The sequence below is a fragment of the Amycolatopsis sp. lyj-23 genome, assembly GCF_046549135.1.
Classification (GTDB): Bacteria; Actinomycetota; Actinomycetes; order Mycobacteriales; family Pseudonocardiaceae; genus Amycolatopsis.
Genome location: NZ_JAJPWN010000025.1, coordinates 119,782 through 135,959, shown reverse-complemented (window position 1 = coordinate 135,959; position 16,178 = coordinate 119,782). Strand labels below are relative to the sequence as shown.

Annotated in this window: 16 protein-coding genes; 6 read left to right on the top strand and 10 right to left on the bottom strand. The window is 71.3% G+C overall.

Annotation, left to right across the window (positions count from 1 at the left end; translation table 11 throughout):
• Positions 1-229: 229 nt before the first annotated feature.
• The 7 genes from pheT to infC all read right to left on the bottom strand — a co-directional run bounded on the left by pheT (position 230) and on the right by infC (position 7,012).
• The gene (gene pheT, locus ACLJPY_RS45335; RefSeq protein WP_410597171.1) at positions 230-2,794 is read right to left on the bottom strand and encodes a phenylalanine--tRNA ligase subunit beta; all 2,565 of its coding nucleotides are present in this window, start codon (positions 2,792-2,794) and stop codon (positions 230-232) included.
• Complete coding sequence (pheS, locus tag ACLJPY_RS45330; protein ID WP_410597170.1) at positions 2,794-3,855, bottom strand: phenylalanine--tRNA ligase subunit alpha; 1,062 nt, start codon at positions 3,853-3,855, stop codon at positions 2,794-2,796. The genes pheT and pheS overlap by 1 nt, the downstream gene beginning before the upstream one ends.
• 133 nt (positions 3,856-3,988) lie before the next feature.
• Positions 3,989-4,822, bottom strand: coding sequence for a DUF6159 family protein (locus tag ACLJPY_RS45325; protein ID WP_410597169.1), 834 nt, complete (start codon positions 4,820-4,822; stop codon positions 3,989-3,991).
• A 51-nt stretch (positions 4,823-4,873) separates the two neighbouring features.
• A complete protein-coding gene (locus ACLJPY_RS45320) occupies positions 4,874-5,689 on the bottom strand; it encodes a TrmH family RNA methyltransferase (protein WP_410597196.1) in 816 nt (271 codons plus the stop codon).
• Positions 5,686-6,063, bottom strand: a complete 378-nt coding sequence (rplT, locus tag ACLJPY_RS45315; protein ID WP_004559056.1) for a 50S ribosomal protein L20 — start codon at positions 6,061-6,063, stop codon at positions 5,686-5,688. The genes ACLJPY_RS45320 and rplT overlap by 4 nt, the downstream gene beginning before the upstream one ends.
• A gap of 67 nt (positions 6,064-6,130) precedes the next feature.
• The gene (gene rpmI / locus ACLJPY_RS45310; protein ID WP_004559057.1) at positions 6,131-6,325 is read right to left on the bottom strand and encodes a 50S ribosomal protein L35; all 195 of its coding nucleotides are present in this window, start codon (positions 6,323-6,325) and stop codon (positions 6,131-6,133) included.
• A 66-nt stretch (positions 6,326-6,391) separates the two neighbouring features.
• Positions 6,392-7,012 carry a translation initiation factor IF-3 gene (infC, locus tag ACLJPY_RS45305; protein ID WP_086856944.1) on the bottom strand — a complete coding sequence of 207 codons (621 nt, stop codon included), beginning with the start codon at positions 7,010-7,012 and terminating at the stop codon, positions 6,392-6,394.
• A gap of 196 nt (positions 7,013-7,208) precedes the next feature.
• On the opposite strand from infC, the gene ACLJPY_RS45300 reads away from it, so the two are divergent.
• The 3 genes from ACLJPY_RS45300 to ACLJPY_RS45290 all read left to right on the top strand — a co-directional run bounded on the left by ACLJPY_RS45300 (position 7,209) and on the right by ACLJPY_RS45290 (position 9,591).
• Entirely contained in the window at positions 7,209-7,568 is a 360-nt protein-coding gene (locus tag ACLJPY_RS45300) for a DUF1844 domain-containing protein (protein WP_410597168.1), read from the top strand.
• 395 nt (positions 7,569-7,963) lie between these two features.
• Positions 7,964-8,599: a GntR family transcriptional regulator gene (locus tag ACLJPY_RS45295; RefSeq protein WP_410597167.1), complete on the top strand. Its 636-nt coding sequence runs from the start codon at positions 7,964-7,966 to the stop codon at positions 8,597-8,599.
• Complete coding sequence (locus ACLJPY_RS45290) at positions 8,596-9,591, top strand: 1-aminocyclopropane-1-carboxylate deaminase (protein ID WP_410597166.1); 996 nt, start codon at positions 8,596-8,598, stop codon at positions 9,589-9,591. The genes ACLJPY_RS45295 and ACLJPY_RS45290 overlap by 4 nt, the downstream gene beginning before the upstream one ends.
• Positions 9,592-9,628: 37 nt before the next feature.
• Here the strand turns inward: ACLJPY_RS45290 and ACLJPY_RS45285 are convergent, their stop codons facing one another.
• The 3 genes from ACLJPY_RS45285 to ACLJPY_RS45275 are packed head-to-tail and all read right to left on the bottom strand — an operon-like array spanning position 9,629 to position 11,702.
• Positions 9,629-10,012, bottom strand: a complete 384-nt coding sequence (locus ACLJPY_RS45285; protein WP_410574567.1) for a RidA family protein — start codon at positions 10,010-10,012, stop codon at positions 9,629-9,631.
• On the bottom strand, positions 10,012-10,770 hold the full coding sequence (locus ACLJPY_RS45280; protein ID WP_410597165.1) for an IclR family transcriptional regulator: 759 nt from the start codon (positions 10,768-10,770) through the stop codon (positions 10,012-10,014). Before ACLJPY_RS45280 ends, ACLJPY_RS45285 begins: the two co-directional genes overlap by 1 nt.
• Entirely contained in the window at positions 10,767-11,702 is a 936-nt protein-coding gene (locus tag ACLJPY_RS45275) for a sugar kinase (RefSeq protein ID WP_410597195.1), read from the bottom strand. The genes ACLJPY_RS45280 and ACLJPY_RS45275 overlap by 4 nt, the downstream gene beginning before the upstream one ends.
• A gap of 166 nt (positions 11,703-11,868) precedes the next feature.
• Here ACLJPY_RS45275 and ACLJPY_RS45270 point away from each other — a divergent pair, with 166 nt between their 5' ends.
• Genes ACLJPY_RS45270 through ACLJPY_RS45260 form a run of 3 tightly spaced genes read left to right on the top strand, consistent with a single transcriptional unit; the run spans position 11,869 to position 16,132 of the window.
• On the top strand, positions 11,869-13,152 hold the full coding sequence (locus ACLJPY_RS45270; protein WP_410597164.1) for an amino acid deaminase: 1,284 nt from the start codon (positions 11,869-11,871) through the stop codon (positions 13,150-13,152).
• Positions 13,152-14,747 carry an N-acyl-D-amino-acid deacylase family protein gene (locus tag ACLJPY_RS45265; protein WP_410597163.1) on the top strand — a complete coding sequence of 532 codons (1,596 nt, stop codon included), beginning with the start codon at positions 13,152-13,154 and terminating at the stop codon, positions 14,745-14,747. Before ACLJPY_RS45270 ends, ACLJPY_RS45265 begins: the two co-directional genes overlap by 1 nt.
• Positions 14,744-16,132, top strand: coding sequence for a GntP family permease (locus tag ACLJPY_RS45260; RefSeq protein WP_410597162.1), 1,389 nt, complete (start codon positions 14,744-14,746; stop codon positions 16,130-16,132). The genes ACLJPY_RS45265 and ACLJPY_RS45260 overlap by 4 nt, the downstream gene beginning before the upstream one ends.
• Positions 16,133-16,178: the final 46 nt, after the last annotated feature.

Below are 16,178 nucleotides of genomic sequence, written 5' to 3'. Positions count from 1 at the left end.
CGTACCTGGAGGGTCGGTGCACGTACCCGGAGGGTCGGCTGGCGTACCCGGGTGGCCTGGCGTCGCGCTTGGAAGGCCGCCTCGCGGGCCCGGACGGTCGGCTGGCGTGCCTGAAGAGTCGGCCTGCGTACCCGGAGGGTCGGATCGCGGGCCTGGACGGATGGCTTGGATGGTGGGGGCCTGGGGCAGCCGGGGAGGGGCCGGTGGGCGGCCCCTCCCCGGGTGCTCGTCAGGCGCGGAGCGTGGCGTTGAAGCGCTCGCCTGCCGCGGCCACCGCTGCGTCGCGGGCCTTGGTGGCCTCGTCGACCGTCAGGGTGCGGTCCGGCGCCCGGAACCGCAGCTTGTACGCCAGCGATCGCTTGCCCTCGCCGACCTGCTCGCCTGCGTACACGTCGAACAGCGTGATGTCCTCCAGGAGCTCGCCCGCCCCGCTTCGCAGGACCTCGGCCAGGTCCGCCGACGGGACGTCCGCCGCCGCCACGAGGGCGACGTCCAGGAGCACCGGTGGGTAGCCCGACACGCTCGGCGCCGGGCGGGCGTCCGGCAGCGGGATCGCGTCGAGGTCCAGCTCCATCGCCACCGTCCGCGGCGGCAGGCCGAGGGCCTCGACCACCTTGGGGTGCAGCTCGCCCGCGTGGCCGACCGGCCAGTCGCCGACCCGGAGCTGGGCGCAGCGGCCCGGGTGCCACGGCGGGAGGTCCGCCGCCTGCACCTTCAGCTCGATGCCCGCGGCCTCCGCGATCGTGCGGGCCGCCTGGACCGCGTCGGCCCAGTTCGCCGGCTCGCCGGCGCCCCACCAGCCCGCACGGCGCCGGTTGCCCGCGAGGACCACCGCGACGTGCAGCGGCTGCTGCGGCACCGCCGCCTCCAGCAGGGCCAGTTCCTCGTCCGACGGCCGCCGGTCGACGCCGAGGTCCGGGACCTTCAGCGGGTTCGGAGCCGGGAGCACGACCTGGCCGATGTGGTACAGCGACACGTCCTTCATCCCGCGGGAAACGTTGCGCTGCAGGGTGTCCAGCAGGCCCGGCAGCAGCGTCGTCGCCAGGCGGTTGCGGTCCGCCTCCAGCGGGTTGCGGACCACCACCGTGTTGCGGCGGACGTCGCCGTCCGGGAGGCCGAAGGCGTCCCACACCGCTTCGCTGACGAACGGGAACGGGCGCACCTCGACGTAGCCCGCCTCGGCCAGCGCCCGGGACACCCCCCGGACGCGCCGCTGGCTGTCGGTCAGGCCGCGGCCGGCCGGGGCGGCGGGCAGCACCGACGGGATGCTGTCGTAGCCCTCCAGCCGCAGGACCTCTTCGACGAGGTCGGCCGGCTGCCGCAGGTCGCCGCGCCAGCTCGGCGGGATCGCCGTCACCAGGCCGGTGCCGTCGTCGCCCGTGCCGACCGAAACCTTGCAGCCGATCTGGGTGAGGCGGCGCACCGTGACCCCGCGCTGGTAGCTCACCCCCGCCACCTTGTCGGGCAGGTTGATCGGCATGACGACCGCCGGGCTCGGCTCGACGCCGCCCTCGTCGGTGCGGCCGGGCTGGATGGCGGCGTCGCCGTACTGGCGCAGCAGCCGGGCGGCCAGCTCGACCGCCGCCCCGCACAGCTGCGGGTCGGTGAACCGCTCGAAGCGCTTGGCGGCCTCGGAGAACAACTTGTGCCGCCGGGCGGTGCGGCTGATCGCGGCCGGGTTCCAGTGCGCCGCCTCGAGCAGCACGTCGGTGCTCTCCGGCGTGATCTCGGTGCTCGCCCCGCCCATCGTGCCGGCGAGCGAAATGACGCCGCTGTCGTCGGCGATCACCACGTCGTCCGGGTCGAGCGTGCGCTCGACGTCGTCCAAAGTGGTCAGTTTCTCGCCCGGCTTCGCCCGGCGCACCACCAGATCGCCCTGGATGGCCTTGGTGGCGAACGCGTGCAGCGGGTGGCCCAGCTCCAGCATCACGTAGTTCGTGACGTCGACGGCCAGGGAGATCGACCGGATGCCGGCCAGCATCAGGCGCCGCCGCATCCGCCACGGCGTCGGCGCGGTCGCGTCCAGGCCGGTGACCCGGCGCAGCACGAACCGCGGGCAGCCTTCGGGGTCCTCGATGCGGACCGGCCACGCGTCGCCCTCGGCGGCCGGGACCTCGAGCAGCGCCGGGTCGCCGAAGGGCACGTCCAGCGCGTTCGACAGCTCGCGCGCGAGCCCGCGGATCGACAGCGCGTAGCCGCGGTCCGGGGTCGGGGCGACCTCGATCACCGAGTCGTTGAGGCCGAGCAGCTCTTGGGCGTCGTCGCCCGGGCTCGCGGTGCCCGGCGGCAGCACCAGGATGCCGGTGTGGTCGTCGCCGAGGCCGAGCTCGCGGGCCGAGCAGATCATGCCGTCGCTGATCCGGCCGTAGGTCTTGCGGGCGGCGATGGCGAAGTCGCCGGGCAGGACCGCGCCCGGCAGCGCGACGACGACCAGGTCGCCCTCGGCGAAGTTGCGCGCGCCGCAGATGATGCCGCGGGTCTTGATGCCGTGCGGGCCCTCGTCGAGCTCGCCCGCTTCGTCGTCGTCCTCGTCGTCGAGTTCGTCGTCGAGCTCCTCGGCTTCGTCGGCGGGCTCGCCGACGTCGACGCGGCAGAAGCGCACCGGCTTCTTGAACTCGGTGAGCTCCTCGATCTCGGCCACGCGGCCGACGACCAGCGGGCCGGTCACGGGTCCGAGCTCGTGCAGGTCGTCGACCTCGATGCCGATCCGGACGAACGCGTCGGCCAGGTCCTGCGGGGTGACCTCTTCAGCGAGCTCGAGGTGTTCGGTCAGCCAGCTGACTGGGACTCGCACTACGCCTCCGTTCCGAAGGGAAGGGTGAAGCGGACGTCGCCCTCCACCATGTCGCGCATGTCCGGGATCCCGTTGCGGAACTGCAGGGTGCGCTCGATGCCCATGCCGAAGGCGAAGCCCGAGTACACCTCGGGGTCGACGCCGCAGGCGCGCAGCACGTTCGGGTTGACCATGCCGCAGCCGCCCCACTCGACCCAGCCGGGGCCGCCCTTCTTCTCCTCGAACCAGACGTCCACCTCCGCGGACGGCTCGGTGAACGGGAAGAAGTGCGGGCGCAGGCGCGTCTTCGAATTCTCGCCGAACATGGCGCGGGCGAAGGCGTCCAGCGTGCCCTTGAGGTGGGCCATCGTGATGCCCTTGTCCACCGCGAGGCCCTCGACCTGGGTGAACACCGGGGTGTGCGTCGAGTCGAGCTCGTCGGTGCGGTACGTCCGTCCCGGGCAGACGACGTACACCGGCAGGTCGCGGTGCAGCAGCGTGCGGGCCTGGACCGGCGAGGTGTGCGTGCGCAGCACCAGGCCCGAGTCCTCTTCGCCGACGTAGAACGTGTCCTGCAGCTGCCGGGCCGGGTGGTCCTTGCCGAAGTTCAGGGCGTCGAAGTTGAACCACTCGGCTTCGAGCTCGGGCCCCTCGGCGATCTCGTAGCCCATCGCGACGAAGGCGTCCGCGACGCGTTCGGAGATGGTGCTGATCGGGTGCCGGGCGCCGCGCGGGACGCGGTCCCACGGGAGTGTGACGTCGACCGCTTCTTCGCGGAGCACGCGCTCGTCGCGCTCCTTCTGGAGCTCGGCCCGGCGCGCGTCGAAGGCGGCCTGGACGGCTTGGCGGGCCTCGTTGACCCGCTTGCCCGCCTCGGCCTTCTCCTGCTTGGGCAGGGCGCCGATCTCGCGGCGGGCCAGCATCAGCGGCGCGTGATCGCCGAGGTGGGCCGGTTTGACCTCGGCCAGCCCTTCGAGCCCGGTCGCGGCGGCGAACGCCGCTTCGGCGGCCTTGACCGCCTCCTGCAGCGTCTCGGGGGCGAGGACCGCGCCCTGTGCTTCCTTCTCCGTGGCTCCGGACATAACTCCTCGGCGTCCGCTGGGACTGGTCGTTCGCGCGTCGCCGCACACGACGCGCGAGAGGTCAAAGGCGGGAAAAGTCTATGGGATCGGCTCCGCGCGCCCCCGGTCGGCCCGGAGGCGCGCGGATGCGCGGTCAGCGCTCGCGGAACGCCTCGCTGAAGTCGACCGACGCGAATTCGCCGGGCACGACGCCGTCGGCGGCGTAGCGGTACAGCGCCGTCTGGTAGATGCCCGTCAGCGTGGTGGTGAAGACCGCGACCAGCAGCGTCCAGACGATCGCCAGCCCGACGCAGACGAACAGCGTCGCCGTGCCGCCGAGCAGGAAGCCGGCGAGCAGCAGCACCGCGTAGCCGGCGAGGCTGAGGATGAAGCCGACCAGGCCGATCCCCGCCGTGCCGGCGACGTTCTCGCCCCAGGTGCGGCGGAACAGTTCGACCGACCGCTTGACGCCGGCCTTCACCCCGGCGCCTTCGAGCATGACGATCGGCAGCACGAGGAACGTCGTGAGCCGCCAGGCCAGGCCGACCAGGCTGCTGACGATGCTGCCGAGGAAGCCGAGGCGCTCTTCGATCGTGCGCAGCACCAGGCTGACCGTCGCGGTCAGGCCGGCCCAGCCGAGCAGGACCGGCCAGCGGCGGCCGGCCGCCGCCAGGCCCGCGCCGACGCCCGGCAGGCCGCCGTCGCCGCGCAGCGCGATGTCCGCCTGGGAGATCAGGGCGGCGTTGAAGAAGATCGTCACGAACGCCGAGACGAGGTAGAAAGCCACCAGCAGCACGTACGTGCCTGCGGTGGGCCGCAGGTTGCCGGCCTGCAGGTGGACGGTGAAGAACGCGGGTGTCAGGAACACGCCGGCGACCAGCAGCCCGGCGATCCCGGCGAGCACCGGGAACCACGCCAGCCCCTTATGGGCGCGCAGCACTTTGAACGAAGCGGAGAACAGCGCGAACGAACGAGCCAGCCTGCCCATCGAATCCCCCCGGAACGGTCACAACGGATGATCGGGCAGCCTACCGCCGCTTCAGCGCCGCGCCGCCATCGCGCTCGTGTACACGCAGACGGCCGCGGCGGTGGCCAGGTTGAGGCTCTCGGCCTTGCCGTAGAGCGGAATCCGGACGGCGAGGTCGGTCCGGTCGAGGACGTCGGCGGACAGGCCGTGGGCCTCGTTGCCGAACACCCACGCCGTCGCCGCGGCGAGGTCCACCCGATCGAGTTCGGCGTCGGCGTAGCCGTGGGCCGCGAACGTCCGCAGGCCCGCGGCCGAACAGGCGGCCAGCGCGGCGGGAACGTCGCGGACGCGCGCGATCGGCAGGTGGAAGAGGCTGCCGGCGGCCGCGCGCACGCACTTGCCGTTGTGGGGGTCGACCGTGTCACCCGCCAGGACCACCGCGTCGGCGCCGGCCGCGTCGGCGACGCGGATCACTGTGCCCGCGTTGCCGGGGTCGGCGACGTCCACCAGCACGACCACGAGCCGGGCCGCCGGAGTCACGGCTTCTTCGAGGGGCCGGTCCAGCATCGCGCAGACGGCCACGATGCCCTGCGGTGTCACGGTTTCCGAGAGCCCGTCGGCCGCGCGGTCGGTGATCGGCGAGACGCCGACGCCGGCCTCGCGGGCCGCGTCGACCAGGTCCGCGTGCTGCGCGGCCGCGCGCTCGGTGACGAACAGCTCGTACACCGTGCCGCCGGCCAGCGCGGCCTCGACGGCGTTGGCGCCTTCGGCCAGGAAGCGGCCGGTCTTGTCACGTTCCGCGCGCCGCGTCAGCTTGCGCGCAGCAACGACCCGGGGGGTCCGTTCGGTGAACGGTTCCGCCCCGGGTCGGGGAAAGCTGCCGGTCAGGCCGACTTCGCTTCGCCGGTGTTCACGTTGGCCTTGGCGAGCTCGGCCAGCGCGGTGAAGGCGGCGGCGTCGTTGACGGCGAGGTCCGCGAGGATCTTGCGGTCGACCTCGACACCCGCGGCCTTGATGCCCTGGATGAACCGGTTGTAGGTCACGCCGTTCGCGCGAGCCGCCGCGTTGATGCGGGTGATCCACAGCTGGCGGAAGTCACCCTTGCGGGCACGGCGGTCCCGGTAGGCGTAGTTGAGCGAGTGAAGCGTCTGCTCCTTGGCCTTGCGGTACAGCCGCGAACGCTGGCCGCGGTAGCCGCTGGCCAGTTCGAGAGTTGCGCGACGCTTCTTCTGGGCATTGACCGCCCGCTTGACGCGTGCCACGGGTCCATCCTGTCGATTTCAGGGGGCGAGGGGGCCGCCCCGGGTGGTTACAGCAAGTTCTGCGGGATCAGATGCCGAGCAGGCGCTTCACGCGGCCGGCCTCGGTCTTCGACACCTCGGTGGTGCCTTCGAGGCGGCGGGTCACGCGGCTGGACTTCTTCTCCATGCGGTGGCGCCGGCCGGTCATCTGGCGGCGCAGCTTGCCCGTACCCGTCTTGCGGATGCGCTTGGACGTCCCGCTGTGGGTCTTCATCTTCGGCATTGTGTCCTCTTTCGTGCGGCGGCTCACCGGAGAACCGGTGAGCCGCTGACTCGTGCTGGTCGGCGCCTACGCGTCGGGGGTCGGCTCGGGGGCCGCCTCGGCCTTCGCCTTCGGCTTCACGTTCTTGTGCGGGGCCAGCACCATGATCATGTTGCGACCGTCCTGCTTCGCCGACGACTCGACGAAGCCGAGCTCCGTGACGTCTTCGGCGAGCTTCTGCAGCAGCCGGTAGCCGAGCTCCGGCCGGGACTGCTCGCGGCCGCGGAACATGATCGTGACCTTGACCTTGTTGCCCGCCGCCAGGAACCGCGACACGTGACCCTTCTTGGTCTCGTAGTCGTGCTGGTCGATCTTGGGACGCAGCTTCTGTTCCTTGATGACGGTCAGCTGCTGGTTGCGCCGCGACTCACGGGCCTTCTGCGCGCTCTCGTACTTGAACTTGCCGAAGTCCATGAGCTTGCACACCGGCGGGCGGGCCTGCGGCGCGACCTCGACGAGGTCGAGGTCGTTCTCCTGCGCCAGGCGCAGCGCATCCTCGATCCGGACGATGCCGACCTGTTCGCCGGCGGGGCCGACGAGTCGGACCTCCGGCACCCGGATACGGTCGTTGATGCGTGTCTCGGAGCTGATGGGGCCTCCTTGGTCCGAGGAATGTTTCCTGTTCTCGTTTCGACCTGGTGCCCACATAGCGAAGGCCCCGACACCGTTCGGTGCGCGGGGCCCACTCTGTTCCGATCGTGCCCCGGAGGACACTGCTTCGCTTCGGACTTGCGTCCTGGCGAGACCGGACCCGGACACCTGGACGGTGACGCGGGTGGGAGCGGGGCTCCACTTGCCGCCCCCGATCGCTCGAGGGCTGGTCGCTCGTGGAAGGGTACCAGACGTGTCAGAACAACCCTCCGAACAGCCCCCGTATTCCCCGGACGACCGCCATCTGGCGGAGATCCCCAGCGTGGAGGTGATCAGCCGCGCGGCGGTGATGCTGCTGTCGGCCGGCGCCGAGCGGCTCGGCTTGGCCGACGCCGATCCCGCGACTTCCCCGCACCGCGACCTTGATGAGGCCCGCCGCCTCATCACGGCGTTGGCGGGGCTCGTGACGGCCTCCGCGGAGTACCTGGGCCTGCACGCCGGGCCCTTGCGGGACGGCTTGCAGTCGCTGCAGAAGGCCTTCCGGGAGGCTTCGGCTGTGCCGGATGAGCCTGGTCAGGGGCCTGGGGAGAAGTACACCGGGCCGGTTTACTGATCCCCTTCCGAGGCCGCTCGCGAGAGCAGGGATGCCTCAAGAGCACCGGGTCGCTTTGAAGTTTATAGATTGCCGAGCCACAACTGGGCGGACTAGCTGCGGCGAGGTGACGGTTGTTCGGTCGAGGCGGTCATGATCGCCTCGACCGGCCACTCACCCATGCGGGCCTGCTGGCGAGAAGTACACCTGGCCGTTTTGCGACGAATTCCCCGAGCCGCCGGCCACCAGACCAGCCCCCACCCTCTCCGGGGGGCGTCCCCAGTCCAGTCTATCGGGGGCGCCGGACAAAACCCGGAAAACGCGGTAGCCGGAGGGCGTCCATCCACATCACGGCCAGGCTGTGGACAACGTCGGAAGCTTGCCGAGCCAGCCAACTGACAGCTAACATGTTAGATGTGAGTCTCTCCAAGGTCACCCGCCCCCTCCTCCGTGACGAGGCCTACGACCGCATCCGCCGCGCCATCGTCGACGGGACCCTGCCGCCCGGTGCGCCGCTGCGGGACCGGGAGCTCGCCGAGCAGCTCGGGCTCTCCAAGGCGCCCGTGCGCGAGGCCCTCCGGCGGCTGACCGACGACGGCCTCGTCGACCAAAAGCCGCAGTCCTACACCCGCGTCTCCGACGTCATGTCCCCCGACGTCCTCGACGCCCGCGAGATCGTGCGGCTCCTGCACGAGTTCGCCGTCCGGCAAGCCGCGCAGAAGTGCCGCCCGGCGGACATCGCCGCCATGCGGGCCGCCAATGATCGGTTCGCGAAAGCCATCGAAGCCGGTGACCTCGAGGCGGCCGTCCGGGCCGACGACGAACTGCACGACGTCCCCGTCCGGCTGGCCGGCAACGCCGCCGTGGCCGCGACCCTCGACCGCTACACCCCGCTCCTGCGCCGCCTGGAGCACGCGCGGTTCAGCTCCGCGCTCGCCTGGAACTCCGTCGAACGCCACACGATGCTCATCGACGCCCTCGAGAAGCGCGACGCCGCCACCGCCGTCGAAGTCATTTCGACCATCTGGACCGACCTGCTGGAGGAACAATGACCCTCGACGCCTTCCCGCGCTTCCCGCTCCTGTTCGGTCCGTCACCCGTGCACCCGCTCGAACGGCTCACCGCACACCTCGGCGGCGCGAAGATCTGGGCCAAGCGGGAAGACGTCAACTCCGGCCTGGCCTTCGGCGGGAACAAGACCCGCAAACTGGAGTACCTCGTCGCCGATGCGCTCGCCCAAGGTGCCGACACGCTCGTCTCCATCGGCGGTGTCCAGTCCAACCACACCCGGCAGGTCGCCGCGGCCGCGGCGCGGGCCGGGCTGAAGGCCGTGCTCGTGCAGGAAAGCTGGGTCGACTGGCACGATCCGCTCTACGACAAGGTCGGCAACATCCAGCTGTCGCGGATCCTCGGCGCCGACGTCCGGCTCGTCGAAGCCGGTTTTGGCATCGGCTTCAAGCAGGCGTGGGAGGACGCCGTCGCGGAGATCGAAGCACGAGGCGGGAAGCCGTACGCCATCCCCGCCGGCGCGTCGGACCACCGGCTCGGGGGGCTCGGGTTCGCGAACTGGATCGTCGAACTCGAGAAGCAGGAAGAAGAACTCGGCGTCTTCTTCGACACCGTCGTCGTCTGCTCGGTCACCGGCAGCACCCAGGGCGGCATGGTCGCGGGGGTGGCTCGCGGCAAGAAGCGGCGCATCCTCGGCATCGATGCCTCAGCCAAGCCCGCCGAGACCCGCGAGCAGATCACGCGCATCGCGCGCAACACCGCCGAGCTGATCGGTGCGGGCGCGGTCGCCGAGGTCGAGCTGGACGACCGCTACCACGCCGGGATCTACGGCATCCCCGACGACTCCACTGTGGACGCCATCGAGACCTGCGCCCGGCTGGAGGGCATGATCACCGACCCGGTCTACGAGGGCAAGTCGATGGCGGGACTGATCGACCTCGTCCAGACCGGCGAAATCGACCGCGGCTCGAACGTGCTCTACGCCCACCTCGGCGGGCAGCTCGCGCTCAACGGCTACACGAGCGTCCTCGGCTGAACCAGGTGGGCCGGGGGGACCCCGGCCCACCGCGGGCTCAGTCCAGCACGCAGAGCACGTCGATCTCGACGAGCAGCTCGCCCGGCAGCCCCACGTACACCGTCGTGCGCGCCGCGTGCGGGGCGTCGCCGATCAGCTCGTCGTACACCTCGTTGAAGGCGGCGAAGTGGTCCGTGTCGGTCAGGTACACGCGGACCATGATCGCGTCGGCGAGGCTCGCGCCCGCCTCCGCCAGCACGGCCTCGATGTTCTTGAACGTCTGCCGGGTCTGGCCCACGACGTCGTCGCCGACGATCGCGCCGGTCGCCGGGTCGAAGCCGACCTGGCCGGCGACCTGCAGCAGGTTCCCCTTGCGGACGGCCTGCGAGAACTTCGCCGGCGGCTTCGGCGCGTTCTCGGTGGAAACTGCCGTCTTGCTCATCAGTGCCCCTTTCCGTTCTCCGTCCATCCACTGTGGACGGAAGCTTCCGTGGTGGCGGCCGTCAGCTCGGGCACCAGCGCGAGCAGGCCGTCGTAGTCGAGCAGCACCTTCGGCACCGACATCGACGCGGCGGCCAGCACCTCGCCGTCCGCGCCGCGCACGGGCGCCGCGATGCAGTGGATGAAGTCCTCGTGCTCGGCGTTGTCGACGGCGTACCCGCGCTGGGCCACGCGCTCCAGCTCCGCCAGGTATTCCGAAGGCGTGGTGATCGTGTTCGGCGTCAGCACCGGGTACTCGATCGACCGCGCGATCTCCTCGCGCCGCGCCGCGGGCATCGCCGCGACCAGCACCTTGCCCACGGCCGTGCAGTGCAGCGGCGCGCGCTTGCCGATGCGCGAGTACATCCGCACCGAATGCCGGCCTTCGAACTTGTCGATGTAGACGACTTCGCCGTCCTCGTAACTGGCCAGGTGCACGGTGTGCCCGGTGCGGGTGTTGAGCGCGGCGAGCGCGGGGTGGGCGCTGCGGCGGACGTCGAAGGAGTCGAGGGCCTGGTTGGCGAGGTCGAACATGGCGCTGCCCAGCCGGTAGTGGCGGGCGCCTTCGCGGCGGACGAAGTGGTGCTGCTCCAGGGTGCGCAGCAGCCGCAGCACGGTCGACTTGTGCACGCCGATCTCGTCGGCGAGGTCGTCGAGGGTCCGCGCGTCCCTGGCGATGGAGTTCAGCAGCGTCAGCGCCCGGTCCAGACTCTGGCTCACGTCAGCACCACGCCCTCTCCGGTCAGCCGCGCCGAACGCCATTCGTCCGGGTCCGCGTGCAGCAGGGTAGCCACGACCGCACGCGGCAGCGGCACCCCGACGTCGTCGTGGGTGAGCAGGGTGGCGGCGGCCTGCAGGTGCCCCTGCCGCAGCCGCTCCAGGGGGGTGGCGCCGCGCAGGGTGGCGGCGAGGAACCCGGCGGCGAACGCGTCACCGGCGCCGACCGGCTCGACGACGTCGACCTGCAGCGCGGGCGCGAACAGCGGTTCGCCCTCCACCAGTGTCGCGCCGCGTTCGCCGTGCTTGACCACGAGCGTGCGCGGCTTCGGCAGCAGCGCGCGCAGCTCGGCCGGGTCGCCGGTCCCCCACACCCGCTGGGCTTCGTCGTCGCCGGTCAGCACGATGTCCGCCTGACCGGCCAGTTCGGCGAGCAGCCCGGGGTCGCGGCCCGCCCAGAGCGCGGGCCGCAGGTTGACGTCGAAGGAGATCAGCCGGTCGCCGCGCGGCATGTCCAGCAGCGCGCGCACCAGCGCGAGGCAGCTGTCCGACAGCACCGGCGTGATCCCCGACAGGTGGAGCACGCGGACGCCGTCGAGATCGAGCCGGTCGAGCAGCGCCGGGCCCATCCCGGACGCGGCCGAGCCCGTCCGGTAGTAGCGCACGGGACTGCCGCCGGCGCCGCTTTCCTTGACGTAGAGCCCGGTCGGGCGCCGCGGGTCGACGTAGCACGCGCTGACGTCGACCCCGTGGGACGCGACCTCGCGCAGCATCGCCCGGCCGAACGGGTCGTCACCGACCGCGCTCACCCAGCCGCTCGACACCCCCAGCGTGGGCAGGTTGCAGGCCACGTTGGACTCGGCGCCGCCGATGGTGCGCACCCAGCGCTTCACCTCCTCCGGCGGGCCGGGTTCGGCGGGCACGAACAACGCCATGGACTCGCCCACGCACAGCACCTCGGGCCCGCTCGTCACTTTCCGTCTCCCTGCCCTTCACCCCGTTGACCTGTGACGACCCGGATGCTACACCTATGACACTCAAAATGCGCAACAGTCGTTGCAACATACGCAACAGAGGTCGCCGCCGATGAACGTATGCACCATGAACACCGCCGCGCTCGACGCACTCCGCCAGGAACGCATCGACTGGCGCTTCCGCTCGGCCGCCCCCGCCTTGACCGGGCTCACCCTGGACGAGGCCGCGGACCGCCGGCTGAACCTGTTCACCGACGGGTTCTTCGGCCCCTTCGTCGTCCTCGACGAAGAAGCGCTCGAACACAACCTGCGGACGATGGCCGCGTGGTGCGTCGCCCGCGGGGTGGTGCTCGCGCCGCACGGCAAGACGACCATGGCCCCGCAGCTGTTCGCGCGCCAGATCGAGCACGGCGCGTGGGGCGTGACCTGCGCCAACGCCGGTCACCTGCGCATCTACCGCGCCTTCGGCGTGTCCCGGATCCTGCTCGCCAACCAGTTCCTCGACCCGGCCGGCCTGCGCTGGCTGGCCGCCGAACTGGCCGCCGACAGCGACTTCGAGTTCCTCTGCTGGGTCGACTCGGTCCGCGGCGTCGAGCTGATGACCGCGGCCCTGCAGGGCACCGAGCGTCCGGTGGACGTGCTGGTCGAGCTGGGCGCCGACGGCGGCCGCACCGGCGTCCGCGACACCGCGACCGCGCTGGCCATCGCCGAAGCCGTCCAGGCGAGTCCGGCGCTGCGCCTGCGCGGCACCGGCGGCTACGAAGGCGCGCTGTCCCACGGCACCGACGAAGCCGCGCTGCGCAAGATCAGCTCCTACGTGGACGGACTGCGCGACCTCGCGATCTCGTTCGCGCACGAGGGACTGCTCGACGGGCAGATCATCGTCACCGCCGGCGGCAGCGCCTACTTCGACCAGGTCGCGAACGAGCTGACCAAGCCGTGGCCGGACGGCCTCGACGTGCTGCCGGTGCTGCGCAGCGGCGCCTACCTCACCCACGACGACGGCTTCTACCGCGAGATCTCCCCGCTCGGCGACCACCCCCGCATCGAGGGGGCCGGCACCTTCCGGCCGGCGCTGCGGGCGTGGGCGCAGGTGACGTCGAAGCCCTCGGACGAGCTCGCGCTGCTCACGATCGGCAAGCGGGACGCTTCCTTCGACGAAGGCCTGCCCGAGCCGCAGCTGCGCCGGACGCCGGGCGGGCCCGCCGAACCGCTCGAAGGCCACGTCGTCACCAAGCTGAACGACCAGCACGCCTTCCTCGCGCTGCCGGCGGATTCGCCGGTCGAGGTCGGCGACTGGATCGGGCTCGGCCTCTCCCACCCGTGCACGGTGTTCGACAAGTGGCCGCTGCTGCCGATGACCGCGGCCGACGGCGAAACCGTCGTCGGCTACGTCCGGACGTGGTTCTGATGGACGTCGTCGTCCGGGGCGCGCTGGTCGCCGACGGCACCGGCGCCCCGCTCGCCCGCCACGACGTCGGCCTCGCCGACGGGAAGATCGCGGATGTCGCCGACCCCGGCTCGCTCACCGGCGGCCGGGTGATCGACGCCGGCGACCTGGTGCTCGCACCCGGGTTCATCGACATGCATTCGCACTCCGACCTGCAGCTGCTGGCCAACCCGGACCACCCGGCCAAGATCACCCAGGGCGTGACGACCGAGGTACTCGGCCAGGACGGGCTGTCCTACGCGCCGGTCGACGACGCCGTGCTCGAGGCGCTGCGGCAGCAGCTCGCGGGCTGGAACGACGACCCGCCGGGGTTCGACTGGAACTGGCGCTCGGTCGGTGAGTACCTGGACCGGCTGGATCAGGGCATCGCGGTGAACGCCGCCTACCTGGTGCCGCAGGGCACGGTCCGGATGCTCGCCGTCGGCTGGGACGACCGCCCGGCCACCGACGCCGAGCTGACCCGGATGAAGGAGCTCGTCGCGACCGGACTGGGCGAAGGCGCGATGGGGATGTCGTCCGGCCTGACCTACACGCCGGGGATGTACGCCGACACCGGCGAGCTGGTCGAGCTGTGCCGGGTCGTCGGCGAAGGCGGCGGGTTCTACAGCCCGCACCACCGCAGCTACGGCAAGGGCGCACTGGAAGCGTTCGCCGAAATGATCGACGTGAGCAGGCAGTCCGGCTGCCCGCTGCACCTCGCGCACGCGACGATGAACTTCTCGGTCAACAAGGGCAAGGCGCCCGACCTGCTGAAGCTGCTGGACGACGCCCTCGGCGACGGCTGCGACATCTCGCTGGACACCTATCCGTACTTGCCGGGCGCGACCTACCTGAGCGCGCTCCTGCCGAGCTGGGCGACCGAAGGCGGGCTGGCGGCCACGCTCGCCCGGTTGTCCGATGTGGACGAACGCGAGCGGATCCGCGCCGAGATCGAAGAGTCCGGTTCGGACGGTGCGCACGGCGTCCCGATCGACTGGGACGCCATCGAAATCAACGGCGTCCGCCACGACCGCAACGCCCACCTCGTCGGCCACAGCGTCGCCGCGTCAGCCGTCAAGCAGCGCACCGAACCGGCGAAGCTGTACTTCGACACCCTGCTCGACGAAAAGCTCGGAACGTCGTGCCTGATGCACGTCGGGCACGAGGAGAACGTCCAGGCGATCATGCGGCACGCCACGCACACCGGCGGCAGCGACGGGCTGCTCGTCGGCGCCCGGCCGCACCCACGCGCGTGGGGTACGTTCCCGCGCTACCTGGCCCGGTACGTCCGTGAGCTCGGCGTGCTGGACCTCGCCGAGTGCGTCGCCCACCTCACCGGGCGGGCCGCGCGGCGGCTGCGGCTGGCCGACCGCGGGCTGGTCCGCGCCGGGTACGCCGCCGACCTGGTGCTGTTCGACCCGGGAACGATTACCGACACCGCCACCTTCGAGGACCCGCGGCAGGCCGCCACGGGCCTCACCCACGTCTTCGTCAACGGCGTCGCCGCCCTCGACGACGGAACCCCCACCGGCGCCCTCGCCGGCCACTCCCTGCGCAACCCCCGGAGAGCCCCGTGATCCACTGGCTGCAACACACCACGGGCGGGCTGCTCACGCTCGCCGCCGTCTCGATCGCCGTCCTGCTGGTGCTGATCATCAAGCTCAAGCTGGAACCCTTCATCGCGCTGATCGTCGTCGGCCTGCTGACCGCGCTGGCCGCCGGCCTGCCGGTCGGCACCATCGTCGGCTCGGCCCAGAAGGCGTCGGACTCCCTGCTGGAGAAGGGCTTCGGCAGCATCCTCGGGCACATCACGGCGATCATCGGGCTGGGCACGATCCTCGGGTCGATCCTGGAACGCTCGGGCGGCGCGAAGGTGCTCACCAGCGCGCTGCTGCGGTCGTTCGGCGAGAAGCGGGCGCCGCTCGCGATGGGCGTCGCCGGGTTCGTCTTCGGCATCCCAGTGTTCTTCGACATCGGCATCTTCGTGCTGGCGCCGCTGGTCTACGTCGCCGCGCGGCAGGGCGGCCGGTCGCTGGTGCTGTACGCGATGCCGCTGCTGGCCGGCCTGTCGATCACGCACGCCTTCCTGCCGCCGCACCCCGGTCCGGTGGCCGCGGCCGGGCTGCTGCACGTCGAGCTCGGCTGGATCATCCTGATGGGCCTGGCCTGCGGCATCCCCGCGTTCCTCATCGGCGGCGTGCTGTACTCGACCTGGATCGGCAAGCGCATCGTCGTCGACGTGCCCGAGGACATGGTCTTCGCCGAAGAAGAGGGCGAGCACGAGGAGAACCCGCCGTCGCTGGGCCTGGTCGCCGCGATCATTGCGGTGCCGCTGGTGCTGATCCTCGCCGGCACGTTCGGCAGCATCTGGCTGCCGAAGGGCTCGGCGCTCGCCGGCGTCGCCGCGTTCATCGGCACGCCCGCGGTCGCGCTGACCGTCGCCGTGCTGCTCGCGTCCTGGCTGCTGGGCCTGCGGCGCGGCTTCACCGGCAAGGACCTCAACGAGCTGGCCGCGAAGTCGCTGCGCCCGGTCGCGATGATCCTGCTGGTCGTCGGCGCGGGTGCGTTCTTCGGCGCGGTGCTTTCGGCCACCGGGATCGGCAAGGCCGTGGCCGACTCGCTGCACGACGCCGGGCTGCCCGTGCTGCTCGCGGCGTACGTGATCAGCTGCGGCATGCGGATCGCGCAGGGTTCGGCGACCGTGGCCATCGTGACCACCAGCGGCATCATCGCCCCGACCGTCGCCCAGCTCGGCTATTCGCAGATCCAGCTGGCGCTGCTGGTGATGGCGATTTCCGCCGGGTCGATCATCGCTTCGCACGTCAACGACGGCGGGTTCTGGATCGTTTCGCGGTACTTCAACCTCACGGTTCCGCAGACGCTGAAGTCCTGGACCGCGCTGGAAACCGTGCTTTCGGTGTCCGGTTTCGGGGTTTCGGCATTGCTCATGGCCGTGGTCTAGACCATACTGGAGTCCGTCACCGCCGAAACCCGTTGGGAGACAAGAA

Coding starts and splice junctions, on each gene's coding strand:
- ACLJPY_RS45325 (WP_410597169.1), bottom strand. CDS start 4,822: ATGGGCAGGCTGGCTCGTTCGTTCGCGCTGTTCTCCGCTTCGTTCAAA.
- pheS (WP_410597170.1), bottom strand. CDS start 3,855: ATGTCCGGAGCCACGGAGAAGGAAGCACAGGGCGCGGTCCTCGCCCCC.
- ACLJPY_RS45290 (WP_410597166.1), top strand. CDS start 8,596: ATGACCCTCGACGCCTTCCCGCGCTTCCCGCTCCTGTTCGGTCCGTCA.
- ACLJPY_RS45265 (WP_410597163.1), top strand. CDS start 13,152: ATGGACGTCGTCGTCCGGGGCGCGCTGGTCGCCGACGGCACCGGCGCC.
- ACLJPY_RS45285 (WP_410574567.1), bottom strand. CDS start 10,012: ATGAGCAAGACGGCAGTTTCCACCGAGAACGCGCCGAAGCCGCCGGCG.
- rpmI (WP_004559057.1), bottom strand. CDS start 6,325: ATGCCGAAGATGAAGACCCACAGCGGGACGTCCAAGCGCATCCGCAAG.
- ACLJPY_RS45270 (WP_410597164.1), top strand. CDS start 11,869: ATGAACACCGCCGCGCTCGACGCACTCCGCCAGGAACGCATCGACTGG.
- ACLJPY_RS45275 (WP_410597195.1), bottom strand. CDS start 11,702: ATGGCGTTGTTCGTGCCCGCCGAACCCGGCCCGCCGGAGGAGGTGAAG.
- infC (WP_086856944.1), bottom strand. CDS start 7,012: ATGTGGGCACCAGGTCGAAACGAGAACAGGAAACATTCCTCGGACCAA.